The sequence below is a fragment of the Stenotrophomonas sp. YJH_SMC_19 genome (assembly GCF_059367915.1).
Window position 1 is genome coordinate 71,884 of record NZ_JCAFRI010000017.1, and the last position, 25,552, is coordinate 97,435.

Sequence of the window (25,552 nt, forward strand, 5' to 3'; positions counted from 1 at the left end):
ACAGGGCAGATCGGCGCTGCGGATGGCGCACAGGGGCAAACACCCCCAGTGACTGGCGACCGATTCCTGCCGTTGCGCGCGCACGCTAGGATCGGGGTTCACCTATGTGACCAAGGATCCGGATATGTCTCTCGCCCTTCGCCCGCGCACTGCGCTGCTGGCCGTTGCCCTCAGCACCGCCCTGGGCACGCTTGTGCCTTCCCATGCGTTGGCGGCAAAGCCGGCCGCACCGGCCAAGGTCGATATCCCGTATGAGCAGTTCACCCTGCCCAACGGCCTGCGCGTGATCGTGCACACCGATCGCAAGGCGCCGATCGTCGCGGTCAACGTCTGGTATCACGTCGGCAGCAAGGACGAACCGGCCGGCCGCACCGGCTTCGCGCACCTGTTCGAACACCTGATGTTCCAGGGCAGCGAAAACCACGACGGCGAGTTCTTCGAGCCGTTCAAGCAGGTCGGCGCCACCAACCAGAACGGCACCACCAATACCGACCGCACCAACTACTTCGAGAACGTGCCCACCACTGCGCTGGACATGGCGCTGTGGATGGAATCGGACCGCATGGGCCATCTGGTCGGTGCGATCGACCAGGCGGCGCTGGACGAGCAGCGTGGCGTGGTGCAGAACGAGAAGCGCCAGGGCGAGAACCAGCCCTACGGCCAGGCCTGGGACCAGCTCAACAAGGCGCTGTATCCAGTTGGCCACCCGTACCACCACGGCGTGATCGGTTCGATGAACGATCTGAACGCGGCGTCGCTGGATGACGTGAAGACCTGGTTCCGCACCTGGTACGGCCCGAACAACGCCGTGCTGGTGCTGGCTGGCGACATAGACCTGGCCACCGCCAAGGAAAAGGTTGGCAAGTACTTCGGCAGCATCCCGGCCGGCCCGACCATGGCGCAGCCGGCGGTGAACGTGGCCAAGCGCAGCGCCGACACGCGCGAGACGATGACCGACAAGGTGCCGCAGGCGCGTATCTACCGCGCCTGGAACGTGCCGCAGGTCGGTACCACCGAGGTCGATCAGCTGCAGTTGTTCGCGCAGGTACTGGGCGGTGCCAAGTCCTCGCGGCTGAGCCAGCGCCTGCAGCACCAGGACAAGCTGGTGGACAGCATCGCGGCAGGCCTGTCGACGTCGCAGCTGGGTTCGAACTTCGTGATCATGGCGACGGTCAAGCAGGGCCAGGACCCTGCCAAGGTCGAGAAGATCATCGACGAGGAACTGGACCGGCTGATCAAGCAGGGCCCGACCGCGGCCGAGCTGGAACGCGCCAAGACCGGTGCCCGCGCCGGTTTCATCCGCGGCATCGAACGCATCGGCGGCTTCGGCGGCAAGGCCGACGCACTGGCCGAGTGCGCGGTGTTCACCGGCGACCCGGGCTGCTTCCGCACCTCGCTGGCCAACATCGAGAAGGCCAGTGCTGCTGATCTGAGCCGTCTGGGCGCGCAGTGGCTGGACAAGGGCAGCCACACCCTGGTGATTGCACCGGGTGAGCGCGTGGCGCTGAAGGAAGACCCGAGCCAGGCGCCGAAGCCGTTCAGCGTGCCGGCGGTGGATCCCAAGTACAGCACGCTGCCCGAGCAGGTCGACCGCAAGGCCGGCGTACCGCAGACCCGCGAGTTCCCGCAGCTGAAGTTCCCGGCGCTGCAGCGCGCCACGCTGAAGAACGGCACCCAGGTGATCCTGGCCGAGCGCCACGAGATTCCGGTGGTGCAGTTCAGCTACCAGTTCCCGGGTGGCTTCAGCGCCGACCAGGGCCGCAAGCCGGGCACCGCCAACTTCACCATGAGCCTGATGACCGAAGGCGCCGGCAAGCTCGGCTCGCTGGCCTTCGCCGATGCTGCTGACGCACTGGGCGCCAGCCTGGATGCCTCGGCCGGCCTGGACTCCATGAGCGTGGACCTGTCGGCGCTGAAGGAAAACCTGGCACCGTCGCTGGCGCTGTATCGGGACCTGCTGCGCGAACCGCGCTTCGAGCAGGGCGAGATCGACCGGGTCAAGGCGAGCTGGATTGCCGGCATCCAGCAGGAGAAGGTCAACCCGGGTGCGGTGGCGATGCGCGTGCTGCCGCCGCTGCTGTACGGCAAGGGCCACCCGTATGCCATTCCGTTCACCGGCAGCGGTGACGAAGCAGCGATCAACGGCCTGACCCGCGAAGACCTGGTCGACTTCCACCACGACTGGCTGCGCCCGCAGAACGGCACCCTTATCGTGGTCGGTGACACCACCCTGGCCGAGATCGTGCCGTTGCTGGACAAGCAGCTGGGCGACTGGAAGGCTGCGGGCGACGCCCCGCAGGTGAAGGCCGCCACCGACGTGGCATTGCCGAAGGGCCCGCGCGTGTTCCTGATCGACCAGCCGGGTGCGGTGCAGGCCAACCTGTTCGCAGGGCAGGTGGTGGCGCCGTCCAGCGCCACCAGCTCGACCCGCTTCGATATTGCCAACGGCGTGATCGGCGGCGACTTCACCTCGCGCCTGAACATGAACCTGCGTGAGGACAAGCACTGGTCGTACGGTGCGCGCAGCAGCGCGATCAACTCGGTGGGCCAGCGCCCGTGGATGGCCAGCGCGCCGGTGCAGATCGACAAGACCGGCCCGGCGATGGCGGAAATGCGCAAGGAAATCGCCGCGTTCGCCGATGGCAGCAAGCCGGCCACCGCCGCCGAGGTCAACCGCATCCGCAACATCCAGACCCTGAGCCTGCCCGGTGCCTACGAGACCGCCAGCGCGGTCGCCTCGACCATCGGTTCGATCGTGCAGTTCAAGCGTCCGGACGACTACGTGCTGCGCCGCAAGGCCGAGATCGAGGCGATGACCCCGGCGCAGGTGCAGCAGGCCGCCGCCGAGATCAAGCCGCAGGCGCTGACCTGGGTGGTGGTGGGTGATCTCAAGCAGACCGAAGCGGCCGTGCGTGCGCTGAACCTGGGCGAGGTGACGGTGATCGACGCCGAAGGCAACCCGGTCAAGAAATAAGGGATGCGCCTGCCCGCCCCCGCGGGCAGGCCTCCCCAAGTAGTGCCGGCCGCTGGCCGGCAACGCCGTGACCCGAAGGCGGGGTCACAACCCCCTGCGGGGGATCCGTTCCCCCACCGGCTACCCCCGATTCAGGCGGTTCAGGCAGAATCCCTCCATACCCTTCCAGGATCTGCCCATGCGCGTTCTGCTGCTTTCCTCCCTGCTGCTCACCGTCACCGCCTGTACCTGGGTGCCGATCGAACCGGCCGGCAAGGCGACCCGCGTGCTGCCGGCAGGCCCGGTTCCCGCTGGCTGCATCGCCAAGGGCGAGGTGGTGGTGACCGTGAAGAGCAAGGTCGGCTTCTACAACCGCAACCCGCTGCGCGTGCAGGAAGAGCTGGAAACCCTGGCCCGCAACGAGGCCCCGAGCGCAGGCGCCAATGCCGTGCAGGCCGCCGCGGCCCCGGCCGATGGCAGCCAGCGCTTCGCCGCATTCCAGTGCCCGCCGCGCTGAACGCTTCACCATACGGCCAAGGCTGAATTCGTAAAGATGCGGTGAAGGCCCCGGGGGTTATAGAATAGCGCCCCCTTTTGCCTGAGCCTTGGCGCTAACCTCGATGCTCTTCAAGAATGTCTCGATCGCCGGCCTGGCACACGTCGACGCGCCGCATACGCTGACCACCAAGGAAATCAACGAACGCCTGCAGCCGACGTTGGATCGCCTGGGTATCCGCACCGACGTGCTCGGCGACATCGCCGGCATCCACGCGCGCCGCCTGTGGGACAACGGCGTGCTGGCGTCCGACGCTGCCACCATGGCAGGCCGCAAGGCACTGGAAGACGCAGGCATCAATGCGACGCAGGTTGGCCTGCTGGTCAACACCTCGGTCAGCCGCGACTACCTGGAGCCGTCCACGGCTTCCATCGTCTCGGGCAACCTCGGCGTCAGCGACGAGTGCATGACCTTCGACGTCGCCAATGCCTGCCTGGCCTTCATCAACGGCATGGACATCGCCGCGCGCATGATCGAGCGCGGTGACATCGACTACGCGCTGGTGGTGGACGGCGAGACCGCCAACCTGGTGTACGAGAAGACCCTGGAGCGCATGACCGCCCCGGACGTCACCGCCGACGATTTCCGCAACGAGCTAGCCGCCCTGACCACCGGTTCGGGTGCCGCGGCGATGGTGATGGCGCGCTCGGAGCTGGTGCCGGACGCGCCGCGCTACAAGGGCGGCGTGACGCGCTCGGCCACCGAGTGGAACCAGCTGTGCCTGGGCAACCTGGACCGCATGGTCACCGACACCCGCCTGCTGCTGATCGAAGGCATCAAGCTGGCACAGAAGACCTTCAGCGCTGCCAAGATCGCCTTGGGCTGGGCCGTGGAAGAGCTGGACCAGTTCGTGATCCACCAGGTCAGCCAGCCGCACACCGCGGCGTTCATCAAGAACTTCGGCATCGACCCGAAGAAGGTGATGACCATCTTCGGCGAGCACGGCAACATCGGCCCGGCCTCGGTGCCGATCGTGCTGAGCAAGCTCAAGCAGCTGGGCAAGCTGAAGAAGGGCGATCGCATCGCGCTTCTGGGTATCGGCTCGGGCCTGAACTGCTCGATGGCTGAAGTGGTCTGGTAAAAGAGTCACCGCTGACCTGCTGCACGACGGGCAGCGATGATTTTTCCAAGTGTTCAAGGGCCGGTTTACCGGCCCTTTCTACAGGTGCGATCCGATGTCCCAGCTTCCCGGTTACCCCGCCCACCCGCAGCGCTTCGAGGTACGCCCCGGCCTGTCGATGAACTATCTCGACGAAGGCCCGCGCGACGGCGAGGTGGTGGTGATGGTGCATGGCAACCCGTCGTGGAGCTATTACTGGCGCACGCTGGTCGCCGGCCTGTCGGACACGTACCGCTGCATCGTGCCGGACCACATCGGCATGGGCCTGTCGGACAAGCCCGATGACAGCCGCTACGAGTACACGCTGCAGTCGCGCGTTGACGACCTCGATGCGCTGCTTAAGCACCTGGGCATCACCGGTCCGGTGACCCTGGCGGTGCACGACTGGGGCGGCATGATCGGTTTCGGCTGGGCGCTGTCGCACCACGACCAGGTCAAGCGCCTGGTGGTGCTCAATACCGCTGCATTCCCGATGCCGGCGGCGAAGAAGATGCCGTGGCAGATCGCGCTGGGCCGCCACTGGAAGATCGGCGAGTGGATCATCCGCACCTTCAACGCGTTCTCCTCCGGTGCCTCGTGGCTGGGCGTGGAGCGGAAGATGCCGGCCGACGTGCGCCGCGCCTACGTGTCGCCGTACAACAGCTGGGCCAACCGCATCAGCACCATCCGCTTCATGCAGGACATCCCGCTGTCGCCGGCCGACAAGGCGTGGTCGCTGCTGGAGCGTGCCGGCAAGGCGCTGCCGTCGTTCGCCGACCGGCCGGCCTTCCTCGGCTGGGGCCTGCGCGACTTCGTGTTCGACCACCACTTCCTGAAGGGCTTCCAGGCCGCGCTGCCGCGGGCCCAGGTGCATGCGTTCGAGGACGCCGGCCACTACGTGCTGGAAGACAAGCACGAGGTGCTGGTGCCGGAGATCCGCGCGTTCCTGGACGCCAACCCGATCTGATCGGTGTGCCGACCAACGGTCGGCACCCACCCCTTCCTCTTCCGGTGGGTGCCGACCGTGGGTCGGCACACCCGAAGGGTTGATGAGGTTGCCGGCCAGCGGCCGGCACTACCATTACGCGGCGACCGGCGCCTGCGGCGGCGAGGAAGGGCTGTTGCCGTTGTCGTCCGGATGGTCGTCGTCGTTGTCGGCGTCATCGCGCCAGCGCCAGTCGGCCGGCGTCAACGGATCCAGGCCATAGGTGATGCGCGCCTTGTCGCACTGCGGGCTGGCCTTGCCATACTCCCACGATGCATCCACCTCGCGGCACACGCTGGGCCGGTTGGGATGGATGGTGCAGCGTGAATACACGCCGATCTGCGCATCCAGCGCCACGCAGCGCACCGGCTTGGAATGGGTGCCGCGCATGCACAGGCGGTGCGGGTCCAGCACCTCGGTGAGCTGGTGCGGCACGCCGCCGGGGGTGACCTCGTCTGATTCCATCCAGTGGAAGGCCACGCGGTACTGGGTGCAGCAGGCGCCGCAGGTCATGCAGGGATGTTGCATGGGCAAGCCGCCTCGGGCGGCAGTCGGAATCAGGAACGAGGGTGCGGATTTTCCACGAAGTGGGCCGCCGCGCAAGAAATTCCGTAAGCGGCGACAATGAACGGATGAACCGACCCTGCAATATTGCCGCCCGCTTGCCTGAACTGGCGCGTGAACGGCCTGATCAGATCGCCATCCGCTGCCCTGGCCGCCGTGGCGCCGGCAACGGCATGGCCGCCTACGACGTGACCCTGGATTACCGCCAGCTGGACGCCCGCAGCGACGCCATGGCGGCCGGCCTGGCCGGCTACGGGATCGGCCGTGGAGTGCGCACGGTGGTGATGGTGCGGCCGTCGCCGGAGTTCTTCCTGCTGATGTTTGCCCTGTTCAAGCTGGGCGCGGTGCCGGTGCTGGTCGACCCGGGCATCGACAGGCGCGCGCTGAAGCAGTGCCTGGACGAGGCGCAGCCGGAGGCCTTCATCGGCATTCCGCTGGCGCACGTGGCGCGGCTGGTGCTGCGCTGGGCACCCTCGGCGGCGCGCCTGGTGACCGTGGGCCGCCGCCTCGGCTGGGGCGGGACCACGCTGGCCGCGCTGGAGCGCGCCGGCGCCAAGGGTGGGCCGATGCTGGCCGCCACCGACGGCGAGGACATGGCCGCGATCCTGTTCACCAGCGGCTCCACCGGCGTGCCCAAGGGCGTGGTCTACCGCCACCGCCACTTCGTCGGCCAGATCCAGCTGCTGGGCAGCGCCTTCGGCATGGAAGCGGGCGGGGTGGACCTGCCGACTTTCCCGCCGTTCGCCCTGTTCGATCCTGCGCTGGGCCTGACCTCGGTCATCCCGGACATGGACCCGACCCGGCCGGCACAGGCCGACCCGGCCCGCCTGCACGACGCCATCCAGCGCTTCGGCGTGACCCAGCTGTTCGGCTCGCCGGCGCTGATGCGGGTGCTGGCGAAGCATGGCCGGCCGCTGCCGACGGTGACCCGGGTGACCTCGGCGGGTGCGCCGGTGCCGCCGGACGTGGTCGCCACCATCCGCAGCCTGCTGCCGGCCGACGCGCAGTTCTGGACGCCGTATGGCGCCACCGAGTGCCTGCCGGTAGCGGTGGTCGAAGGCCGCGAGCTGGAACGCACGCGCGCCGCCACCGAGGCCGGCGCCGGCACCTGCGTGGGCAGCGTGGTGGCGCCGAACGAAGTGCGCATCATCGCCATCGATGACGCGCCGCTGGCCGACTGGTCGCAGGCGCGCGTGCTGGCGGTTGGCGAAGTGGGAGAAATCACGGTGGCTGGCCCGACCGCCACCGACAGCTACTTCAACCGCCCGCAGGCCACGGCTGCAGCGAAGATCCGCGAGACGCTGGCCGATGGCAGCACCCGCGTGGTGCATCGCATGGGCGACGTCGGTTACTTCGATGCGCAGGGTCGCCTGTGGTTCTGCGGGCGCAAGACGCAGCGCGTGGAAACCGCGCGCGGACCGCTGTACACCGAACAGGTCGAGCCGGTGTTCAACACCGTCGCAGGCGTGGCGCGCACCGCGCTGGTCGGTGTCGGCGCCGCCGGTGCGCAGGTGCCGGTGCTGTGCGTGGAACTGCTGCGCGGCCAGTCCGACAGCCCGGCGCTGCAGGAAGCGCTGCGTGCGCATGCCGCAGCGCGCACGCCTGAGGCCGGCCTGCAGCACTTCCTGGTGCATCCGGCGTTCCCCGTCGATATCCGTCACAACGCCAAGATCGGCCGCGAGAAGCTCGCCGTCTGGGCCAGCGCCGAACTGGAGAAGCGCGCATGAAGATCCTGGTCACCGGTGGTGGTGGGTTCCTTGGCCAGGCGCTGTGCCGCGGGCTGGTCGAACGTGGCCACCAGGTACTGGCGTTCAACCGCAGCCATTACCCGGAGCTGCAGGTGATGGGCGTGGGCCAGATCCGTGGCGACCTGGCCGACCCGCAGGCGGTCCTGCATGCGGTGGCCGGCGTCGATGCGGTATTCCACAACGGTGCCAAGGCCGGTGCGTGGGGCAGCTATGACAGCTACCACCAGGCCAATGTGGTCGGCACCGACAACGTCATCGCCGCCTGCCGCGCGCACGGTATCGGCCGGCTGGTGTACACCTCCACGCCCAGCGTGACGCACCGGGCTACCCACCCGGTGGAAGGCCTCGGCGCCGACGAGGTGCCGTACGGCGAAGATTTCCAGGCGCCCTATGCGGCCACCAAGGCGATTGCCGAACAGCGCGTGCTGGCAGCCAATGACGCGTCGCTGGCGACGGTGGCGCTGCGTCCGCGCCTGATCTGGGGCCCTGGCGACCAGCAACTGGTACCGCGCCTGGCCGAACGTGCACGACAGGGCCGCCTGCGCCTGGTGGGCGATGGCAGCAACAAGGTCGATACCACCTACATCGACAACGCCGCGCTTGCCCACTTCCTCGCCTTCGAGGCACTGGCGCCCGGTGCCGCATGTGCAGGCAAGGCCTACTTCATTTCCAACGGCGAACCGCTGCCGATGCGCGAGCTGGTCAACAAGCTGCTGCAGGCGGTGGGTGCACCGACCGTGGACAAGGCGATCAGCTTCAAGACCGCGTACCGTATCGGCGCCATCTGCGAGCGGCTGTGGCCGCTGCTGCGCCTGCGCGGCGAACCGCCGTTGACCCGGTTCCTGGCCGAACAGCTGTGCACGCCGCACTGGTACAGCATGGAGCCGGCGCGCCGTGACTTCGGCTATGTGCCGCAGGTCAGCATCGAAGAAGGGCTGCGGAGGCTGAAGGCTTCATCTGCTGCATAGATCGCCATCACTGGTTGCACACCGCAGGATCGGGAGGATGGAGCCACGCCATCCAAGGCTCGACCACCCGCGAGGAGCGCCATGCTGCATTACGCCATCATTTTCTTTGTCATCGCCATCATCGCCGCCGTTCTGGGTTTCTCCGGTATCGCCGGCGCCGCAACGAACATCGCCTGGATCCTGTTCGTGGTGTTCCTGATTCTTGCGGTGATCTCGATGTTCCGCAAGCGAGGCTAGCCGGTAGTGCCGGCCGCTGGCCGGCATCGCTTTCCGCAGAGTCGAGCCATGCTCGACTCTGCGGGCGATCACCACGTTACACAGCGCTCTGCAGCCCGCGATCGGCCTCATGGCGTTCCAACGCCAGTTCGATCAGGCGCGTGATCAGCGTGGTGTAGTCAACACCGCTGGCGCCCCACAACTTCGGGTACATGCTGATGCGGGTGAAGCCCGGCAGCGTGTTGACCTCGTTGATGACGATCTCGCCGTCTGCGGTGAGGAACACATCCACGCGCGCCATGCCCGCACACTCCAGCGTCTGGTAGGCCTGCCGCGCGATCTGCCGGATACGCGCCTGGGTGGCGGCGTCGATGTCGGCCGGCACCACCACGTCAGCGCCATTGGCATTGATGTACTTGGTGTCGTAGGCGTAGAACTCGTCGTGCACCACCACCTCGCCGCATACGCTGGCCTGCGGGTGCTCGTTGCCCAGCACCGCGCATTCGATCTCGCGGCCGACCACCGCCGATTCCACCAGCACCTTGTGGTCGTAGCGCAGCGCCAATGCCAGTGCCTCGGCAAAGCCCGCCGCATCCTTGACCTTGCTCACACCCACCGACGAACCCTGGTTGGCCGGCTTCACGAACAGCGGCAGGCCGAGCTGGGCGATCACCGCATCGGCATCCACCTCCGCGGCCTCATGGCGGCGGATGCACAGCCACGGCGCCACCTGCAGCCCCGCGTCGCGCAGCAGGCGCTTGGTCACGTCCTTGTCCATCGCCACCGCCGAGCCCAGTACCGGCGAACCGACGAAGGGCAGGTTGATCATGCGCAGCAGCCCCTGCAGCGCACCGTCTTCGCCGAGTGGCCCATGCACGATCGGCAACACCACATCGATCTGGCCCAGCGCACTGGCCGCATCGGACGGCTGCAGCTGCGCCTGCTCGGCGCCCGGGCGCACCGCCAGCGACTGGCCCGAGCGATGCAGCGCGATGAGCGACGGATCATCGGCATTGATCAGGAAGGTATCCGGCTGGCTCAGATGCCACTGGCCCTGCTTGTCGATGCCGACCAGCACCGGCTCGAAGCGCTCGCGATCAAGCGCATCGAGGATGTTCTTCGCCGACTGCAGCGAAACTTCGTGCTCGGAAGACTTGCCCCCGAAAATGATGCCAACCCGGGTCCGTGCCATGGGGAATGCGATGTCCTGTGCGTTGCGTGGCCCCATAGCATGAACCTTCATCGGCCCACCGCGTGAGGCACAGATGAACCAGAAATCCATCCACGCATGGCGTGGATCTACCGTCCTCATGGCCCATCAACAGGGGTCGGAGCCCGTTGCGCTACAACGGGATCCGACCCCACGGACGACAGGAAACTGTCGAAGGCGGGGTGGGTCCGGTTGTGGGGGCGTGAGCCGCATGGATGCGGCGACCGAGCTTACATGGACGTACTTGCAGCGTCCCCCGCAACCGGACCCACCCCGCCATCCCACGGATAGCCAGCTTTTGATGTTGATCTTGCCGGCCAGCGGCCGGCACTACCACGGGTGCCGGGCGGCAGCCCGGCAGCCCGGTCCAAGCCCCCCACCCACGCAGGTAGAATGCACACATGGCTCTCTCCCTGCTCAAGTCCCTCAAGCCGGTCGCTGGCCGCGCCCTGCAGATCGCCCTGAACCGCGCGCTGGCGCTGGATCCGGATACCCGCCATGCATTGGCCAGCCTCGACGGCCGGCATATCGACCTGACCCTGGAAGCGCCGTCGCTGGCGATGCGCATCAGCGTCGACGGCGACCAGCTGCGGGTCGGCCCGGTGGATGCACAGGAAGCCGACCTGGCCGTGCGCAGCAGCCTGGCCGGCGTGCTGGCGCAGCTGCCACTGCTGGCCAACGCACGACGCGGCGACAACAACGGCAAGGGCCGTGTGCGCGTGGCCGGCGATGCCGAGCTGGCGCGCCGCCTGCAGCAGCTGGCCAAGGGCTTCGATCCGGACTGGCAGCAGCCTTTCGTCAGCGTATTCGGCGAAGTACTGGGCGTGCAGGTCGCCAACACCCTGCGCAGCGCCCTGCAGCACGCGCGCCAGGGGGCGATCGATCTGGCCCACAGCGCCGCTGAGTTCATCACCGAGGAGTCGCGCGATGTGGTGCCGCGCGCCGAGCTGGATGCCTTCCACGACGACGTGGATGTGCTGCGCGATGACGTGGAGCGCCTTGGTGCACGCGTGCAGCGCCTGCGGGGTGCCGCATGAAGGCCGTGCTGCGGGCCAGCCGCATCGGCCGGGTGATCCTGCGTTACCGCCTCGACGACCTGCTGCAGGGCACGCCGGCCGAACGCTGGCTGCGCCTGGCCAAGCCGTTCGTGCCGCGCGCCTCGGCCAGCATCGCCTCGCAGTCGCGCGGTGCGCGCCTGCGCCTGGCGCTGCAGGACCTCGGCCCGATCTTCGTCAAGTTCGGCCAGATCCTGTCCACCCGCCGCGACCTGGTGCCGCCGGACGTGGCCAACGAGCTGACCCTGCTGCAGGACCGGGTCAAGCCGTTCGATGGCGAGACCGCGCGCCGCATCGTCGAGGACGCGCTCGGCCTGCCGGTCAGCGAGGCCTTCGCCAGCTTCGACACCGAACCGCTGGCCTCGGCCTCGATCGCGCAGGTGCATGCGGCCACGCTGGCCGATGGCCGCCAGGTGGTGGTCAAGGTACTTCGCCCGGGCATCGAGAAGCAGATCGACGCCGACATCGCCCTGCTCAATTCGCTGGCCGCCCTGGTCGAGCGCACCCATCCGCGCGCCGACAAGATCCGGCCGCGCGAAGTGGTGGCCGAGGTCGAGAACACCCTGGCCGCCGAGCTGGACCTGCAGCGCGAAGGCGCCAATGCCAGCGTGCTGCGCCGCTTCTGGGAAAACAGCGACGACCTGTACGTGCCGGAAGTGATCTGGAGCCATACCGCCGAGCGCGCGCTGACCCTGGAGCGCGTTTGGGGCATTCCGTCCGATGACATCGCTGCACTGGACAAGGCCGGCATCGACCGCAAGGCGCTGGCCGCCAAGGGCGTGCGGGTGTTCTATACCCAGGTGTTCCGCGACAACTTCTTCCACGCCGACGCGCACGCCGGCAACATCTGGGTCGACACCGATCCGGCGCGCCGTGCCAATCCGCGCTTCATCGCGCTGGACTTCGGCATCATGGGCCAGCTGTCGCAGGAAGATCAGTACTACCTGGCCGAGAACTTCATGGCCATCTTCAACCGCGATTACCGCCGCATCGCCGAACTGCACGTGCAGGCACGCTGGATGCCCGACCACGTACGCATCGACGATCTGGAAGCGGCCGTGCGTTCAGTGTGCGAGCCGTACTTCACCCGTCCGCTGTCGCAGATCTCGCTGGCCGAAGTGCTGATGAAGCTGTTCCGGGTGGCGCAGCGCTACCAGCTGACGCTGCAGCCGCAGCTGATCCTGCTGCAGAAGACCCTGCTGAACATCGAGGGCGTCGGCCGCCAGCTGGACCCGCAGATCGACATCTGGGCGGTGGCCAAGCCGGTGCTGGCGAAGATCCTGCGCGAGCGCTACAGCCCGCGCCGGGTGGTGCGCGAGCTGGGCAAGCGCCTGCCGGAAATCATGACCCATGCGCCGGACATGCCGCGGCTGGTGCACGCCTGGCTGACCCAGCAGGTGGAAGGCCGCCACGAACTGGCGATGCGTTCGCGCGATCTGGTCGCGCTCGACGCCAGCCTGCAGCGCCTGCAGAAGCGCGCCGTGGGCGCGATCACCGGTGTGGGCCTGCTCGCCATCGCTGCACTGATGTATGTGCTGCAGCCGCCGGGCTGGTACTGGGGCGACGTGCCGGCGTGGAGCTGGCTGTCCGGTGCGGTCGGCGTGGTGGCGCTGGCGCGCGCATGGTGGCGCTGACTCCTGCGGGCTGAAGATCGGCGGCACTGCATGCCGCCGACCAACCACGGGCTCACCAGTGGTAGCCCAGGCCCAGGTGCGACTGCACACTCTGGAAGCTGTCCAGGCGCGTCTTGTGCCAGGTCTTGCCGATACCCACGTCCAGCACCAGATGCTCACCCAATGGCTGGCTGCGGCGCAGGAAGGCACGCCGTGCATCGTGCTCGCGCAGCAGCAGCGGATCGGACTCGGCGGTGTAGCCGGACGTGCCGCTGCCCAGCCACAGCTGGGTCGAACCACGGCCTTGCCCATCCTTCAGCCGCAGCGACAGTGTGGTGCCATGCCCATCCGGTCCATTGGACTGGCGGTGCCGCTCGTGGCGCAGTGAGGCAGTCACGCGCGGGAAGTAATGCGAGGCACCCACCGACCAGCCGCTCACATGGGCGCCGGCATGGTACTGGGCGTATTTGCCGCCCACGCTCAGTACGGTCTGCGGTGTCACTTTCCACTGGATGTCCTGGTTCACCTGGCGGTTGACGAACACCGGATCATCGTTGGATGCCGTGACAGCGGTGCGGGTGGACAGGCGCGGGCTCCAGCGATGGTGCAGCGAGCCCTGCATGCGGTTGCCGCCGAATCGCCTGCTGCCGTAGTCACGCTCGCCATGGGCCAACCCCAGGTGCCAGCTGCTGCCGCCACTGCGTCCGGCCACGTCCACGGTCTGTACGTCGCGCTTGCCGAAGCCATCGCTGTAGTCGGCATGGTCCAGCTGCACCGTGACACGGTCGACGCCGGCGTGGGCGCTGCAGACAGCCAGCAGCAGGGCGCATGGCAGTGCGCCACGGATGATCAATCGCATGGGGTTACTCCAGGGGTTGGGAATGCAATGACTGCAGCAGCCGGTAGCGGCCGGGCGGCAGGTTTCGTTCCACGGTGATGCGCGGCCCGAACTGGCTTCCCGGCGCGACGATGCGGCCGGGCAGGATGATCACGCCGACGCCCAGCGCGGCACCTTCGCCGATCCAGGCGCCGAGCTTGTCGCGCTGGCTGTCGATGACGGTGTCGCCGATGTGGACGGTGACCGTTGCCCCATCCAGGCGATGGTTGCTGGTACGCACCAGGGCGCCGAGATAGACCCGGTCATCGATGCGGCTGTCGGCGATGAAGCACTGCGGGCCGATGCTGACCTGGTTGCCCAACCGTGCGTTCTTCAGTTCGCTGGCAAAGCCGATACGCGTGCCGTCACCGATGCACAGCGGGCCGCGCAGCAGTGCGTTGTTGCCGATCAGGCAGTCGCGGCCGATCGACACCGGACCCTGGACATGGGCGCCGTCGCAGATGCGACTGCCGGCACCGATCCGAACGGCGCCCTGCAGGGTGGCCCGTGGCGAGACCCCCGCGTCGGGATCAGTGTGGGGCGCAAGTGTCGACAGTGCCTCGGCCATCGCGGCGAGGTCATTCCACCACATGCGGGTACCTCGTCGGCTTGTCGCGCACGGGTTCGCGGCCGGTGAACAGCCCCGCCAGGCCATGAAACAGCCAGATCGCATAGGCGAGCAGTACATACAGCATCGAGAAGGCCGCCGCCGGCACCAGCCACGCACGTCGGTGGTGGATGGCACTGATCACTGCCAGCAGCATGACGATGCCGGTCCAGAACAGCGGCATCACCGACAGGGCAAGGCCACCCGGTCCGTGCAGCCGGGCCGCGCCGAACCATACCTGCAGCGACAGCATGATGCCGGCCAGGGCGAGCAGCATCATCGGCAGGATGCTGAAAATGCCGAAGCGTGTCAGCAGCAGGTGGCGATGCAGGCGCATGCATACCGCATAGCCGACGATCCAGCGTCGCCAGCGCCGCCATTCCTCCACCAGCGTGTTGCATTCCTGCGGGTAGACCACGCAGCGGATGCTCTGGCGAACCCGATAGCCCTGCGCAACCAGCGACCAGGACATGTCGAGGTCTTCCACGCGGGTGCGATCGGAAAATCCGACCTTGCGCAGCACCGAAGTACGGAACAGGCCACACGAGCCGGAAACGATGAACGGTGCGCCGCCCAGCCATTGCTGGAAGCTGCGCTTGATCACGATCATCGGCAGTTTCAGGCTGGCGCGCACATGGGGGAGGAAGCCGGCGCCCTGCAGGCTGGACGAGGGGACCCCGCCAACCGCATCGGCGCCGCGCTCGATCTCGGCCAGCAGATAACCCAGGCCATGGCTGCGCGGATCGATATGGGTATCTGCATCGGTCAGGAACACCTGCTCGGCGGTTGCGTGCTGCAATCCGTGCATCAGCGCCCCCCCCTTGCCGGTGTTGGCCTGGTGCACGGCCACCAGGCGCCCGGGCCAGCGCGCCTGCAGCGCATCAAGCACCTGAGCCGTGTTGTCGGTGGAACCATCGTTGACACAGATCACCCGCGCCACGTACGGGTTTTCCAGCAGGCTGGCCAGCGAGCGCTCCAGGCAGGGGGCTTCGTTGTAGGCCGGCACGATCGCGTCGATGCTGTACAGGCGGGTGCTGGGCCTGCGCGAGGCCTGCACGCAGATTCGTACCAGGATGAAAGCGCACATGGCCAGGAACAACAGCGTCTTCATCAAAGCACCAGACGGTAGGGCAGGAAGCCCTCGCTGGGACCGATGCCGATCTGCTGACCACGGAACTGCGCATGGCAGCGGAGGTGGCTTTCCTGCATGTAGTGGCGATCGCCTTGGCTGGCATGCTCGCGCAGCGCGTGGATCTTCAGCTCCAGCTGCGCGCTGATGTCCTCGAACACCTGCGGCGCGAACTGCGGCAGGGTGCTGGGGCTCTCATAACAGAGGATCTGCGGAATGTGGCGGCAGGCGATGATCGACGCTTCGTGAACGGTGCGATGGTCCTGGTGATGATCCTCGCCACACATCGTGTAGATGCGGCCTGGTTCGATCAGCGTGCAGACCTGTTCGATCGACGCAATGATGTCGTTGCGGCAGGTGGGGAATCGTGTGTCCGGGAAATCCTGCTGGATCACCTCGGCCACCCCGAGCCGGCGCAGGGCGCGGTGCGATTCATCGCTGCGGTCGACGCCGGCGTGGCAGCCCCGGCCGCCACGGCTGAGTACCAGTGCATGGATGCGTGAGCCGGCGCGGGCGAGCTTTGCCAGGCTGCCACCGCAACCGAGTTCGATGTCATCTGGATGGGCACCGATTGCCAGAATGTTCAATGTCATGGCCGTGTCCTAGCGGAAGCCGGGTGCGCGGCGGCCAGGCATGCTGTCCCCGCGCGAAGGAGGCGGGAACTATCGCAACGTGGAAGTTGCTGCGGAGCTAGGAATTATTGGAACTGTTCCTGCATAGGCCACAATGGGCGCTGATTCGTAGCGAATTCACGGGGATATGGCCTTGCATCTGTCGGAACTGAAGAACGAACTGGCCCACTTCGGTGCCGAAAACGACGCCCGTGAAGTCGAACGCGGCCGCCGCATGCTCAACATCACGCCAGACACGGGCGAATTCCTCGCGGTGCTGGTGCGCTTCGGCACTGCGCGCCGGGTGCTGGAGATCGGCACCTCCAACGGCTATTCGACGCTGTGGCTGGCCGAGGCCGCCGCCGCCATCGACGGCCACGTGACTACGCTGGAATACGCCGAGGACAAGGCGGCGATGGCGCGTGACACCTTCGCGCGCAGTGGCCTGGCCGATCGCATCACGCTGGTCCACGACGATGCCGGGCCGTGGCTTGCAGAGGCCGCCGATGCCAGCATTGACCTGCTGTTCCTCGATTCGGACCGCGGGCAATACGCCGGCTGGTGGCCGCAGCTGCGCCGCGTGCTGCGTCCGGGTGGCCTGCTGGTGGTGGACAACGCCACCTCGCATGCGGGAGAGATGGAACCGCTGCGCGTGCTGCTGGACGCTGATCCGGACTTCAGCACCAGCCTGGTGCCGGTGGGCAACGGCGAGCTGCTGGCCGTACGCAACGCCTGACCGCCGTGCTGCCCGCGCCTGATCCGGTAGTGCTGGCCGCGCATGATCCGGTAGTGCTGGCCGCGCCTGATCTGGTAGTGCCGGCCGCTGGCCGGCAAGCCCAGCAGCCAGACGATCCGCAGGCAGCCGGCCAGCGGCCGGCTCTACCGCATTCAGTGCCCAGCCTCGATAATCCCGCCGTGAGCACCGAACCTGACACCCTCGCCGCGGTCGAGACTGAAACCGCGCCCCTGCAGCTGCTGCACCTGGATGAGCGCCTGGCCGTGGTCAACAAGCCTGCCGGGCTGATGGTCCACGACAGCAAGCTGGCCCGTGGCGAAGACGACTTCCTGGCCGACCGCCTGCGCGAGCAGCTGGGCCGCCCGATCTTCCTCGTGCATCGCCTGGACCGGGCCACCAGTGGCTGCCTGCTGCTGGCCTTTGACCGCGAGACCGCCAGTGCGCTGGGCAAGGCGCTGATGGGTGGCGAGGTGCTGAAGGACTACCTGACCGTCTGCCGGGGCTGGCCGGCCGAACTCGCCTGGCAGGTCGATCATGATCTGGACGGCGGCCCGGGCAAACCGGTGAAAAAGCCGGCGGTCACCGACTTCCAGCGCCTGGCCACCGGCGAGTTGTCGGTGCCGGTCGGTGAATTCACCAGCTCGCGTTATGCGTTGCTGCGCTGCCAGCCACAGACCGGGCGCTTCCGGCAGATCCGCCGGCACCTCAAGCACCTGTCGCATCACATGATCGGCGACACCAGCCATGGTGATGGCCGCCACAACCGCATCTTCCGCATGCAGGGCGTGCACCGCATGCTGCTGCACGCCGAGCGCCTGCGCTTCCCGCATCCTGAGGGTGGCAACGTGGATGTCAGTGCGCCGCTGGATCGTGAGTTCCAGAAGGCGCTGGACCTGTTCGGCTGGCAGGTGGACCTATAGACGGTAGTGCCGGCCGCTGGCCGGCATCTGCCTGATCCCAACCGTACGAGGTTGCCGGCCAGCGGCCGGCACGACCTCACTTCTTTTCCGGCTCGTTGACGATCGCTTCCAGGTCCTTCTGCAGATCCGCGAACAGCGGCTGCATGCGCGCCTGGATCGCCACCATCACGTTCTGCATCAGGGCCGGGGTCTTGTCCAGCAGGCTCTGGCCGGCCGCGCTCTCGTAGAACTCGGCCATCGCCAGCACGTCTTCCTTGCTGAAAGTCTTCTTGTACAGGTCCACGTACATCGGCCGCAGCTGCTGCCAGGACAGTGCCTGGCGCAGGGTCTGGCTGGTCCGTGCCTGGATCCGCTTCAGCTGCTCCTGCTGCTGGGCATTGAGCTGGCGCTGTGCGGCCACCTGCTGGAACTGCTGCTGCTGCATCGCCTCGATCTGCGGCAGCATGGTGTCGATCATGCTCTGCGCACGTGACGCGGACAGCAGACGGTTGATGTCGCCATCGGTCGGCGGCGCGGCCAGGGCGGGGACACTGGCCACGGCCAGCGCCAGCAGCAGGGCGGCGCGGCGCAGCAGGGAGGGCAGGGCGGGTGCGGAGCGGGTCATGCGAAGCTTCCTGCGGTACATGGGACGGCCAGCATACCCGCAGCCAAGGCGAAGGCGGCGTGTTCGGTACCTGATCGGCGGCATACGGCGCGCGATGCGCACTCCGACACGTGGCTGCCGCTACAATGCGCGGATGGGCAGTGGACCGGTCACCATCAACGCGCAGCTTGAAATCCCCGACGGCGAGATCGTCGAGCGGTTCGTGCGTGCCAGCGGTGCCGGTGGCCAGAACGTCAACAAGGTCTCCACTGCGGTGGAACTGCGTTTCGACGTGGCCAACTCGCCCTCGTTGCCCGAACCGTTGCGCACGCGCCTGCTGGCGCGGCGTGACCGGCGCATGACCGGCGAAGGCGTGCTGGTCATCGACGCGCAACGTTTCCGCACCCAGGATCGCAATCGCGAGGATGCGCGCGAGCGGCTGGCGGCCTTCATCCAGGCCGGGCTGAGCGTGCCCAAACCGCGCAAGGCCACCAAGCCGACCCTCGGGTCGAAACTGCGTCGTCTGGACGCCAAACGCGGGCGCGCGCAGATCAAGCGCGGGCGCTCATCACGTGACTGGGAGTGATTGCTTGAACAACCCGACTCCGCTGCTGCCGGCCGTGCCGCCGCAGATGCCACAGGTCAAACCCAACGCCTTCCTGCGCTGGCTGGCGCGCTGCACCCTGCGCATGGGCGGCTGGAAGGTGACCGGCACCCTGCCTGACATCCCGCGCCTGGTGTTCATCATCGCGCCGCATTCGTCCAACTGGGACGGCCTGTGGGGCATGGCGGCCAAGATCGCGCTGGGCATGAAGGTGAAGGTGCTGGGCAAGGCCTCGCTGTTCTGGTGGCCGCTGGGGCCGCTGCTGCACAAGCTGGGCGTGATCCCGCTGGACCGCAGCTCGCCGCAGGGCACGGTGGGCCAGGCGGTGGACCTGCTGCGCAACAACGAGAAGATGTGGTTCGCCATCACCCCCGAGGGCACCCGAAAGGCGGTGAAGGAGTGGAAGGCCGGCTTCCTGAAGATCGCCCGGATGGCCGATGTGCCGATCCTGGCCGCCTATTTCCATTACCCGGAAAAGACCATCGGCATCGGCCCGCTGTTCCAGCCGACCGGCGACGATGCTGCCGACATGGCCGCCATCCGCGAGTTCTACCGGCCGTGGATCGGCAAGACCCGCGGCACGGTCTGAGCCGGTCGCAGGCCGTCGCATAGACGCCACGTCCGGCACATGCCGGGCGAGCGCGACAGGAGTAGGGTGGAGGGCTGGTATTCCATACCGTCTGCCCAAGGAGCGTTTTACATGTCGCGTACCGTAGTCCTGGCCGCCGCCATCAGCCTGGCGCTGGCGGCCTGTTCCGGCAAGGAGTCCACCCCCGTGTCCGATGCCCAGAAAGCCCCGGCCCAGCAACCGGCCGAAGCCTCCACCAATCCGCTGCTGAGCGCCAGCACGCTGCCGTTCCAGGCGCCGCAGTTCGACAAGATCAAGGACAGCGACTACCTGCCGGCCTTCGAAGAAGGCATGCGCCAGCACCTGGCCGACGTTCGCAAGATCGCCGACAGCAGCGAGCCGGCCACCTTCGACAACACCATCGTGGCGATGGAGCGCAGCGGCGAGACCCTGACCCGCGTGTCGCGCATCTTCTTCGGCCTGGTCCAGGCCGATACCAACGATGCACGCCAGAAGATCCAGGAAGAAGTGGCGCCGAAGCTGGCCGCGCACCAGGACGAGATCAACCTCGACCCGAAGCTGTTCGCGCGCGTGAAGTCGATCTATGACCAGCGCGACACCCTTGAACTGGATCCGGTGCAGAAGCGCCTGGTCGAGCACTACTACGATGGCCTGGTGCGCGCCGGTGCACAGCTGTCCGACGCCGACAAGGCATCGCTGCGCAAGCTCAACGTGGAAGAGACCACGCTCTCCACCCAGTTCCATACTCGCCTGGTGGCTGCCACCGCGGCCGCCGCCGTGGTCGTCGACGACAAGGCCAAGCTGGCCGGCCTGGACGAGGATGCGATCAACAACGCCGCCAACGCAGCGAAGGAGCGCAAGCTGGATGGCAAGTTCCTGCTGCCGCTGCAGAACACCACCCAGCAGCCGGTGCTCGGCTCGCTGAGTGACCGCGACCAGCGTGCCGCCGTGCTGAAGGCTTCGGAAACCCGCGCCGAGCGCGGCGATGCCAACGACACCCGGCAGACCGTGCAGCGCCTGGCCCAGCTGCGTGCGCAGAAGGCCAAGCTGCTTGGCTTCGACACCTTCGCCGACTACCAGCTGGGCGACCAGATGGCCAAGACCCCGGCCGCCGCGCTGAAGCTGCTGACCGACACCGTGCCGGCCGCCACCGCCAAGGCCCGCGCCGAAGCCGGCGAGATCCAGAAGGTGATCGACGCGCAGAAGGGCGGTTTCCAGGTTGCCGCCTCGGACTGGGATTTCTACGCCGAGCAGGTGCGCAAGGCCAAGTACGATCTGGACGAGTCGCAGGTAAAACCGTACTTCGAACTGGACAACGTGCTGCAGAACGGCGTCTTCTACGCCGCCACCCAGCTGTACGGCATCACCTTCAAGCCGCGTACCGACATTCCGACCTACAACCCGGACATGAAGGTGTACGAAGTCTTCGACAAGGACGGCACCTCGCTGGCCCTGTTCTACACCGACTACTTCAAGCGTGACAGCAAGTCCGGCGGCGCCTGGATGGACGTGTTCGTCGAGCAGGACGGCCTGACCGGCGCCAAGCCGGTGGTCTACAACGTCTGCAACTTCACCAAGCCGGCCGCCGGCCAGCCTGCGCTGATCAGCTTCGACGACGTCACCACCATGTTCCATGAGTTCGGCCATGCACTGCATGGCATGTTCTCGAACGTGAAGTATCCGTCGATCGCCGGCACCGCCACCTCGCGCGACTTCGTCGAGTTCCCGTCGCAGTTCAACGAGCACTGGGCGCTGGACCCGAAGGTGTTCGCCAACTACGCCAAGCACTACAAGACCGGCGAGGCGATGCCGCAGGAGCTGGTCGACAAGATCCTCAAGGCACGCAGCTTCAACCAGGGCTATGCGACCACCGAGTACCTGTCGGCTGCACTGCTGGACCTGGCCTGGCACACGCAGAAGGCTGACGCGCCGCTGCAGGATGTCGGCGCCTTTGAAGCGAGCGCGCTGAAGAAGTTCAAGGTCGACCTGCCGCAGGTGCCGCCGCGTTACCGCACCACCTACTTCGACCACATCTGGGGTGGCGGTTACTCGGCCGGCTACTACGCCTACTTCTGGGCGGAAGTGCTGGACCATGACGCCTACCAGTGGTTCACCGAACACGGTGGCCTGACCGCCGCCAATGGCCAGGAATTCCGCGACAAGATCCTCTCGCGCGGCAACAGCGTGGAGCTGTCGACCCTGTACCGCGATTTCCGCGGCAAGGACCCGTCGGTGGAACCGCTGCTGAAGTTCCGCGGGCTGAAATAAGCGCGACCTGGAGTACGAAAGAAATAACGGCGGGGGAAACCCCGCCGTTTTTCGTTGAATCGATACCATCGACAGATTCCGCAGTTTGCCGCTCATCCACGCATGGCGTGGATCCATGTATCGACCAAGGTCGACACCTACCAAAAGCAGGCCATGCTGTTCCGACAGTTCGCGGAGATCTGTCGAAGGCGGGGTGGGTCCGGTTGCGGGGGTGTCCGCGGCATGGATGCCGCGGCCAAGCTTACAGGGACGTACTTGCAGCGTCTCCGCAACCGGACCCACCCCGCCATCCCCCAGGAAACCGGCTTTGGCTGTTGCTGTTGCTGTTGAGGTTGCCGGCCAGCGGCCGGCACTACCGGGTGCCGGGCACAGCCCGGCCATCACGTCCCCACGTGTACCCGGTTGGCCTGTTCGGCCAGCCCCAGGTGATCCAGCGCGATGTCCAGCGCCAGCACATAGCTCTGCGCACCGTACCCGGCGGCGATGCCCAGGCGCTGGCCGACACCGGCCGGCAGGCACGGCTCGGCCACCGCGCCGTCGTCATGTACTTCCACGTAGGCGTTGTGCAGGTAGGGCAGCAGGCGCTGAAGACGCAGGCTGTTTGCACACGCACCCGGGTCCAGCAGCGTCACCTCGCCGCGGCTGTGGTCGGCCACGCGCAGGGCGTCCAGCAGTTCCTGTTCCGAGCCGCAGGCGCGTATCGCCACGCTGGTGCCGGCGTCGATCGCCCGGTGCACCAACGACTTCAGTACCGGTGCCGGCAGCGGCATGGCGGTACGGATCAGCGCACCGGCGGCTTCCGGGCCACGGATGATGAAGATCGACATGGCTCAGCCCTCCTGCGCCAGGCGGCGGCCGACGATGGCCAGCGACAACGGATAACCGGCCTGCTGGCTGCGCTGGTCGATGACCACCGCCGCCGGGCCATGCTGCAGTCGCAGGCGCGCCTCCAGGCCGGGCTCGCTGGGTGCCTGCAACTCGATGTACTGCGCCGGCAGCCGTTCCAGCGCCGCCTGCAGCGCACCGCCCTCGGCCTGCCATTGCGCCTCGTCGGCCACGCCGACATCCAGCAGCACCCAGTCGGCCGAACGCGCCTGTGGCTGGCACAGGCACTGGCGCACTTCGGACAGGCTGGCGCAGTCGCTGCACAGCACGCGATGGCCGTTCAGCTGCGCCGGCAGCTGCGGGCGCGGCACGGACGAAGATGCGTGGCGGATCACCAGGAGGGTCATACAACACCTTGCGGAATGCGCCCTGCGGCGCGGTGGGCACACGATGCGCGCGCTGGCCGTAAAGGTGCGATGCCCGCGGCCGGTCCCGCGCGTAAAACCTGCGTAACCCGGCGCTACCGGGAACCTCTCCCCCCATGTGTGGTCTGATGCAGCTACCACCCACCCGGAGCCTGCCATGGACGCCGTTGCCCGCCCTCCCTTTTCCGATCGCGCGCTGGCCTGGCTGAAGAAGGAGGCGCTGCCGTTGCTGGTGATGCTCGGCCTGCTCGCCGCCGCCCGCGATACCCTCGCCAACCACTACGTGGTGCCCAGCGGTTCGATGCAGCCGACCCTGCAGCCCGGCGACCGGGTGGTGGTGGACATGCGCGCCTACGGCCTGCGCCTGCCATTCACCAGCAGGGAACTGATGTCCACCGGCACGCCGCAGCGCGGCGAAGTGGCGGTATTTGATTCGCCAGCCGACGGCACCCGCCTGATCAAGCGCGTTGCCGCAGTGGCCGGTGACCATGTGCAGCTGCACGAAGGGCACCTGACCATCAACGGCCAGCCGCTGCAGACTGCGGACCTGCAGGATGTGGAAGCCTTCGGTGAACGCCGTGCCAGCCTCGATCTGGACATGGGGGGCGGCCCGGACATCGCCGACCTGGTGGTGCCGGACGGCAAGGTGCTGGTGCTGGGTGACCACCGTGGCAACAGCTTCGATGGCCGCTTCTTCGGCTTCGTAGATGCCGACAAGGTCTACGGCCGTGCGGTGGCGGTGTACTACCGCCGCGGCGACGGTTTCGAGTGGCAGCGCCTGTAAGCTGAATTGATACTTCTTGAGTATCAATCCTGACTTATCAGGTTATGGATCGACTGGATGGACGGGCCTAGTCTGGGCCCGTTCCCTCCCACGCCCGGCCGTCCCCACCGGCCCTTCGATTCCATGACTGGCGAAACTGCGGCGGCCGTTGAAGGCCGTCCCTCCATTCTCGATACCGGCACCGACACCCGCATCCAGCAGGGCACCCCGGCCTTCCGCCGCACCGCGCTGGCGCTGTTCCTGGCCGGCTTCTCCACCTTCGGCCTGCTGTACACGGTGCAGCCGCTGCTGCCCGAGTTCAGCCGTCACTTCGGCGTGTCCGCCGCCGGCAGCGCGATGTCGCTGTCGTTGACCACTGGCACGCTGGCGGTGGCGATGCTGCTGGCCGGCCTGCTGTCCGACGCGGTCGGCCGTCGCCCGTTGATGATCGTTGCGCTGTTGGCGTCGGCCATGCTGTCGCTGTGCACCGCGCTGGTGGACGACTGGACCACGCTGCTGGTGCTGCGCACCCTGCTTGGCCTGGCGCTGAGCGGCGTGCCGGCGGTAGCGATGACCTACCTGGTCGAGGAAATGGACAGCCGCGCGCTGGGCCTGGCGATGGGCCTGTACATCGGCGGCAACGCCATCGGTGGCATGAGCGGGCGCCTGCTGGCCGGCATCATCGCCGACCATTGGGGCTGGCGCTGGGGCATCGGCGTGGTCTCGATCATCGCCGTGGCCAGCACCGTGCTGCTGTGGCTGCAGCTGCCACCGTCGCGGCACTTCCATGCACGTCGCGGCGGCCTGCGCCAATTGCCGTCGCGCTGGCGCACGCTGTTCGCCGACCCGGGCCTGCCGTGGCTGTTCGCCACCTCGTTCGTACTGATGGGCGTGTTCGTCACCCTCTACAACTACCTGGGCTATCACCTGCTGGCGCCGCCCTACCATCTCAGCCAGACCGTGGTCGGGCTGATCTTCAGCGTCTATCTGGTGGGTACCTTCAGTTCGGCGTGGATGGGCCAGCAGGCCACGCGCTACGGACGCGGCCGCATCCTGTCGATCTCGTTCGCGCTGATCGGCGCCGGCATCGCGCTGCTGGCGATGCCGTGGCTGAGCACGATGGCGCTGGGTATCGCACTGGTGACCTTCGGCTTCTTCGGTGGTCATTCCGTGGCCAGCAGCTGGGTTGGAAGCCGCGCCGGTGCGATGCGTGCGGAAGCCTCGGCGCTGTACCTGTTCGCCTACTACCTGGGGTCCAGCGTGCTGGGCGGTGTGGGTGGCCTGGCCTATGCAGCCTGGGACTGGCTTGGCGTGTGTGCGTTCGCCGCCGTGCTGACCCTGATCGGCGGTGGCATCGTCTGGGCGCTGCAGCAGCGCGCGCCGCAGCCGGTCACGGCGTGACCCAACGCACGGTAGTGCCGGCCGCTGGCCGGCAACCACGGTGTGGCGGGTCTGCCGAGGTAGAGTCGACTGTTAGTCGACTGCTCTTCCATCAGATCGCGAAAACCCCGCGCTGCGCGCGATAGTCGACTAACTGTGTAAACCCACCACGTTGTTCAGCAGGACTCTGGAAATAGGTGGCTGGCCACCGATCCCCATGTGAGGGCGGTGCCAGTTGTAGTGGTGCAGCCATTGGGTCAGCACGGAA

At 67.3% G+C, this 25,552-nt stretch carries 26 protein-coding genes; 16 read left to right on the forward strand and 10 right to left on the reverse strand.

The features are described from left to right. Window positions 1–124 precede the first annotated feature (124 nt). The 4 genes from AC5P5R_RS16510 to AC5P5R_RS16525 all read left to right on the forward strand — a co-directional run bounded on the left by AC5P5R_RS16510 (window position 125) and on the right by AC5P5R_RS16525 (window position 5,575). Window positions 125–2,974 (forward strand): M16 family metallopeptidase, encoded by a 2,850-nt coding sequence (locus tag AC5P5R_RS16510; RefSeq protein ID WP_100438978.1) that lies wholly within the window; start codon window positions 125–127, stop codon window positions 2,972–2,974. Between the two features lie 178 nt (window positions 2,975–3,152). Beyond that, window positions 3,153–3,470, forward strand: coding sequence for a DUF4156 domain-containing protein (locus AC5P5R_RS16515; protein WP_005407628.1), 318 nt, complete (start codon window positions 3,153–3,155; stop codon window positions 3,468–3,470). 103 nt (window positions 3,471–3,573) lie between these two features. Beyond that, window positions 3,574–4,590 (forward strand): 3-oxoacyl-ACP synthase III, encoded by a 1,017-nt coding sequence (locus tag AC5P5R_RS16520; protein ID WP_049429808.1) that lies wholly within the window; start codon window positions 3,574–3,576, stop codon window positions 4,588–4,590. Window positions 4,591–4,684: 94 nt separating this feature from the next. Continuing rightward, window positions 4,685–5,575 carry an alpha/beta fold hydrolase gene (locus AC5P5R_RS16525; RefSeq protein WP_088435791.1) on the forward strand — a complete coding sequence of 297 codons (891 nt, stop codon included), beginning with the start codon at window positions 4,685–4,687 and terminating at the stop codon, window positions 5,573–5,575. Between the two features lie 114 nt (window positions 5,576–5,689). On the opposite strand, the gene AC5P5R_RS16530 is transcribed toward AC5P5R_RS16525, so the two are convergent. Further along, entirely contained in the window at window positions 5,690–6,121 is a 432-nt protein-coding gene (locus tag AC5P5R_RS16530; RefSeq protein ID WP_100438977.1) for a YkgJ family cysteine cluster protein, read from the reverse strand. A gap of 104 nt (window positions 6,122–6,225) precedes the next feature. Between AC5P5R_RS16530 and oleC the strand changes: the two genes are divergently transcribed. From oleC to AC5P5R_RS16545, 3 genes are all read left to right on the forward strand, one after another. Further along, on the forward strand, window positions 6,226–7,884 hold the full coding sequence (gene oleC / locus AC5P5R_RS16535) for an olefin beta-lactone synthetase (RefSeq protein WP_024956304.1): 1,659 nt from the start codon (window positions 6,226–6,228) through the stop codon (window positions 7,882–7,884). Continuing rightward, window positions 7,881–8,873, forward strand: a complete 993-nt coding sequence (gene oleD / locus AC5P5R_RS16540) for a 2-alkyl-3-oxoalkanoate reductase (protein WP_005407632.1) — start codon at window positions 7,881–7,883, stop codon at window positions 8,871–8,873. The genes oleC and oleD overlap by 4 nt, the downstream gene beginning before the upstream one ends. An 81-nt stretch (window positions 8,874–8,954) precedes the next feature. Next, a complete protein-coding gene (locus AC5P5R_RS16545; protein ID WP_005407633.1) occupies window positions 8,955–9,110 on the forward strand; it encodes a DUF1328 domain-containing protein in 156 nt (51 codons plus the stop codon). Window positions 9,111–9,186: 76 nt separating this feature from the next. On the opposite strand, the gene ddlA is transcribed toward AC5P5R_RS16545, so the two are convergent. Then, window positions 9,187–10,281 (reverse strand): D-alanine--D-alanine ligase, encoded by a 1,095-nt coding sequence (gene ddlA, locus AC5P5R_RS16550; RefSeq protein WP_044571124.1) that lies wholly within the window; start codon window positions 10,279–10,281, stop codon window positions 9,187–9,189. Window positions 10,282–10,700: 419 nt separating this feature from the next. Here ddlA and AC5P5R_RS16555 point away from each other — a divergent pair, with 419 nt between their 5' ends. Both AC5P5R_RS16555 and ubiB read left to right on the forward strand, forming a co-directional pair. After that, window positions 10,701–11,336, forward strand: a complete 636-nt coding sequence (locus AC5P5R_RS16555; protein ID WP_005411902.1) for a ubiquinone biosynthesis accessory factor UbiJ — start codon at window positions 10,701–10,703, stop codon at window positions 11,334–11,336. After that, window positions 11,333–12,988, forward strand: coding sequence for a ubiquinone biosynthesis regulatory protein kinase UbiB (gene ubiB / locus AC5P5R_RS16560; RefSeq protein WP_012478774.1), 1,656 nt, complete (start codon window positions 11,333–11,335; stop codon window positions 12,986–12,988). The genes AC5P5R_RS16555 and ubiB overlap by 4 nt, the downstream gene beginning before the upstream one ends. Before the next feature lie 52 nt (window positions 12,989–13,040). Here the strand turns inward: ubiB and AC5P5R_RS16565 are convergent, their stop codons facing one another. From AC5P5R_RS16565 to AC5P5R_RS16580, 4 genes are read right to left on the reverse strand one after another with little or no spacing between them, the layout of a single operon-like run. After that, entirely contained in the window at window positions 13,041–13,826 is a 786-nt protein-coding gene (locus tag AC5P5R_RS16565; protein WP_100438974.1) for a YaiO family outer membrane beta-barrel protein, read from the reverse strand. A gap of 4 nt (window positions 13,827–13,830) precedes the next feature. Further along, entirely contained in the window at window positions 13,831–14,436 is a 606-nt protein-coding gene (locus tag AC5P5R_RS16570; RefSeq protein WP_087802879.1) for an LbetaH domain-containing protein, read from the reverse strand. Beyond that, window positions 14,423–15,562 (reverse strand): glycosyltransferase family 2 protein, encoded by a 1,140-nt coding sequence (locus AC5P5R_RS16575; protein WP_043035696.1) that lies wholly within the window; start codon window positions 15,560–15,562, stop codon window positions 14,423–14,425. The genes AC5P5R_RS16570 and AC5P5R_RS16575 overlap by 14 nt, the downstream gene beginning before the upstream one ends. After that, window positions 15,562–16,173 carry a PIG-L deacetylase family protein gene (locus AC5P5R_RS16580; protein WP_005407640.1) on the reverse strand — a complete coding sequence of 204 codons (612 nt, stop codon included), beginning with the start codon at window positions 16,171–16,173 and terminating at the stop codon, window positions 15,562–15,564. The genes AC5P5R_RS16575 and AC5P5R_RS16580 overlap by 1 nt, the downstream gene beginning before the upstream one ends. A gap of 166 nt (window positions 16,174–16,339) precedes the next feature. Here AC5P5R_RS16580 and AC5P5R_RS16585 point away from each other — a divergent pair, with 166 nt between their 5' ends. Then, window positions 16,340–16,927 (forward strand): O-methyltransferase, encoded by a 588-nt coding sequence (locus AC5P5R_RS16585; RefSeq protein ID WP_100438973.1) that lies wholly within the window; start codon window positions 16,340–16,342, stop codon window positions 16,925–16,927. Window positions 16,928–17,106: 179 nt separating this feature from the next. Further along, the gene (locus AC5P5R_RS16590; RefSeq protein ID WP_005411909.1) at window positions 17,107–17,847 is read left to right on the forward strand and encodes a pseudouridine synthase; all 741 of its coding nucleotides are present in this window, start codon (window positions 17,107–17,109) and stop codon (window positions 17,845–17,847) included. 76 nt (window positions 17,848–17,923) lie between these two features. Here the strand turns inward: AC5P5R_RS16590 and AC5P5R_RS16595 are convergent, their stop codons facing one another. Then, the gene (locus tag AC5P5R_RS16595; protein WP_005407643.1) at window positions 17,924–18,451 is read right to left on the reverse strand and encodes a DUF2059 domain-containing protein; all 528 of its coding nucleotides are present in this window, start codon (window positions 18,449–18,451) and stop codon (window positions 17,924–17,926) included. 133 nt (window positions 18,452–18,584) lie between these two features. Here AC5P5R_RS16595 and arfB point away from each other — a divergent pair, with 133 nt between their 5' ends. From arfB to dcp, 3 genes are all read left to right on the forward strand, one after another. After that, the gene (gene arfB / locus AC5P5R_RS16600) at window positions 18,585–19,016 is read left to right on the forward strand and encodes an alternative ribosome rescue aminoacyl-tRNA hydrolase ArfB (protein WP_005407644.1); all 432 of its coding nucleotides are present in this window, start codon (window positions 18,585–18,587) and stop codon (window positions 19,014–19,016) included. Window positions 19,017–19,020: 4 nt separating this feature from the next. Further along, the gene (locus AC5P5R_RS16605) at window positions 19,021–19,623 is read left to right on the forward strand and encodes a lysophospholipid acyltransferase family protein (RefSeq protein WP_005407645.1); all 603 of its coding nucleotides are present in this window, start codon (window positions 19,021–19,023) and stop codon (window positions 19,621–19,623) included. Between the two features lie 111 nt (window positions 19,624–19,734). Continuing rightward, complete coding sequence (dcp, locus tag AC5P5R_RS16610; RefSeq protein ID WP_065183506.1) at window positions 19,735–21,891, forward strand: peptidyl-dipeptidase Dcp; 2,157 nt, start codon at window positions 19,735–19,737, stop codon at window positions 21,889–21,891. A gap of 380 nt (window positions 21,892–22,271) precedes the next feature. Here dcp and AC5P5R_RS16615 read toward each other — a convergent pair whose 3' ends face one another. Both AC5P5R_RS16615 and AC5P5R_RS16620 read right to left on the reverse strand, forming a co-directional pair. Next, a complete protein-coding gene (locus tag AC5P5R_RS16615; RefSeq protein ID WP_004153636.1) occupies window positions 22,272–22,718 on the reverse strand; it encodes a 3-dehydroquinate dehydratase in 447 nt (148 codons plus the stop codon). Between the two features lie 3 nt (window positions 22,719–22,721). Beyond that, window positions 22,722–23,123, reverse strand: coding sequence for a hypothetical protein (locus AC5P5R_RS16620; RefSeq protein WP_005411912.1), 402 nt, complete (start codon window positions 23,121–23,123; stop codon window positions 22,722–22,724). 175 nt (window positions 23,124–23,298) lie between these two features. On the opposite strand from AC5P5R_RS16620, the gene lepB reads away from it, so the two are divergent. After that, window positions 23,299–23,925 (forward strand): signal peptidase I, encoded by a 627-nt coding sequence (gene lepB / locus AC5P5R_RS16625; protein ID WP_005407648.1) that lies wholly within the window; start codon window positions 23,299–23,301, stop codon window positions 23,923–23,925. Window positions 23,926–24,048: 123 nt separating this feature from the next. Further along, on the forward strand, window positions 24,049–25,305 hold the full coding sequence (locus AC5P5R_RS16630; RefSeq protein ID WP_100438971.1) for an MFS transporter: 1,257 nt from the start codon (window positions 24,049–24,051) through the stop codon (window positions 25,303–25,305). Between the two features lie 129 nt (window positions 25,306–25,434). Here the strand turns inward: AC5P5R_RS16630 and AC5P5R_RS16635 are convergent. Further along, window positions 25,435–25,552: integrase core domain-containing protein (locus AC5P5R_RS16635; protein WP_143566020.1), on the reverse strand; the 118-nt coding region annotated here is incomplete at its 5' end.

Coding starts and splice junctions, on each gene's coding strand:
- AC5P5R_RS16615 (WP_004153636.1), bottom strand. CDS start 22,718: ATGTCGATCTTCATCATCCGTGGCCCGGAAGCCGCCGGTGCGCTGATC.
- AC5P5R_RS16555 (WP_005411902.1), top strand. CDS start 10,701: ATGGCTCTCTCCCTGCTCAAGTCCCTCAAGCCGGTCGCTGGCCGCGCC.
- AC5P5R_RS16580 (WP_005407640.1), bottom strand. CDS start 16,173: ATGACATTGAACATTCTGGCAATCGGTGCCCATCCAGATGACATCGAA.
- lepB (WP_005407648.1), top strand. CDS start 23,299: ATGGACGCCGTTGCCCGCCCTCCCTTTTCCGATCGCGCGCTGGCCTGG.
- AC5P5R_RS16565 (WP_100438974.1), bottom strand. CDS start 13,826: ATGCGATTGATCATCCGTGGCGCACTGCCATGCGCCCTGCTGCTGGCT.
- AC5P5R_RS16515 (WP_005407628.1), top strand. CDS start 3,153: ATGCGCGTTCTGCTGCTTTCCTCCCTGCTGCTCACCGTCACCGCCTGT.
- arfB (WP_005407644.1), top strand. CDS start 18,585: ATGGGCAGTGGACCGGTCACCATCAACGCGCAGCTTGAAATCCCCGAC.
- AC5P5R_RS16570 (WP_087802879.1), bottom strand. CDS start 14,436: ATGTGGTGGAATGACCTCGCCGCGATGGCCGAGGCACTGTCGACACTT.
- oleC (WP_024956304.1), top strand. CDS start 6,226: ATGAACCGACCCTGCAATATTGCCGCCCGCTTGCCTGAACTGGCGCGT.
- ddlA (WP_044571124.1), bottom strand. CDS start 10,281: ATGGCACGGACCCGGGTTGGCATCATTTTCGGGGGCAAGTCTTCCGAG.
- oleD (WP_005407632.1), top strand. CDS start 7,881: ATGAAGATCCTGGTCACCGGTGGTGGTGGGTTCCTTGGCCAGGCGCTG.
- AC5P5R_RS16585 (WP_100438973.1), top strand. CDS start 16,340: ATGGCCTTGCATCTGTCGGAACTGAAGAACGAACTGGCCCACTTCGGT.
- AC5P5R_RS16595 (WP_005407643.1), bottom strand. CDS start 18,451: ATGACCCGCTCCGCACCCGCCCTGCCCTCCCTGCTGCGCCGCGCCGCC.
- AC5P5R_RS16545 (WP_005407633.1), top strand. CDS start 8,955: ATGCTGCATTACGCCATCATTTTCTTTGTCATCGCCATCATCGCCGCC.
- AC5P5R_RS16620 (WP_005411912.1), bottom strand. CDS start 23,123: ATGACCCTCCTGGTGATCCGCCACGCATCTTCGTCCGTGCCGCGCCCG.
- AC5P5R_RS16530 (WP_100438977.1), bottom strand. CDS start 6,121: ATGCAACATCCCTGCATGACCTGCGGCGCCTGCTGCACCCAGTACCGC.
- AC5P5R_RS16520 (WP_049429808.1), top strand. CDS start 3,574: ATGCTCTTCAAGAATGTCTCGATCGCCGGCCTGGCACACGTCGACGCG.
- AC5P5R_RS16525 (WP_088435791.1), top strand. CDS start 4,685: ATGTCCCAGCTTCCCGGTTACCCCGCCCACCCGCAGCGCTTCGAGGTA.
- dcp (WP_065183506.1), top strand. CDS start 19,735: ATGTCGCGTACCGTAGTCCTGGCCGCCGCCATCAGCCTGGCGCTGGCG.
- AC5P5R_RS16630 (WP_100438971.1), top strand. CDS start 24,049: ATGACTGGCGAAACTGCGGCGGCCGTTGAAGGCCGTCCCTCCATTCTC.
- AC5P5R_RS16510 (WP_100438978.1), top strand. CDS start 125: ATGTCTCTCGCCCTTCGCCCGCGCACTGCGCTGCTGGCCGTTGCCCTC.
- ubiB (WP_012478774.1), top strand. CDS start 11,333: ATGAAGGCCGTGCTGCGGGCCAGCCGCATCGGCCGGGTGATCCTGCGT.
- AC5P5R_RS16575 (WP_043035696.1), bottom strand. CDS start 15,562: ATGAAGACGCTGTTGTTCCTGGCCATGTGCGCTTTCATCCTGGTACGA.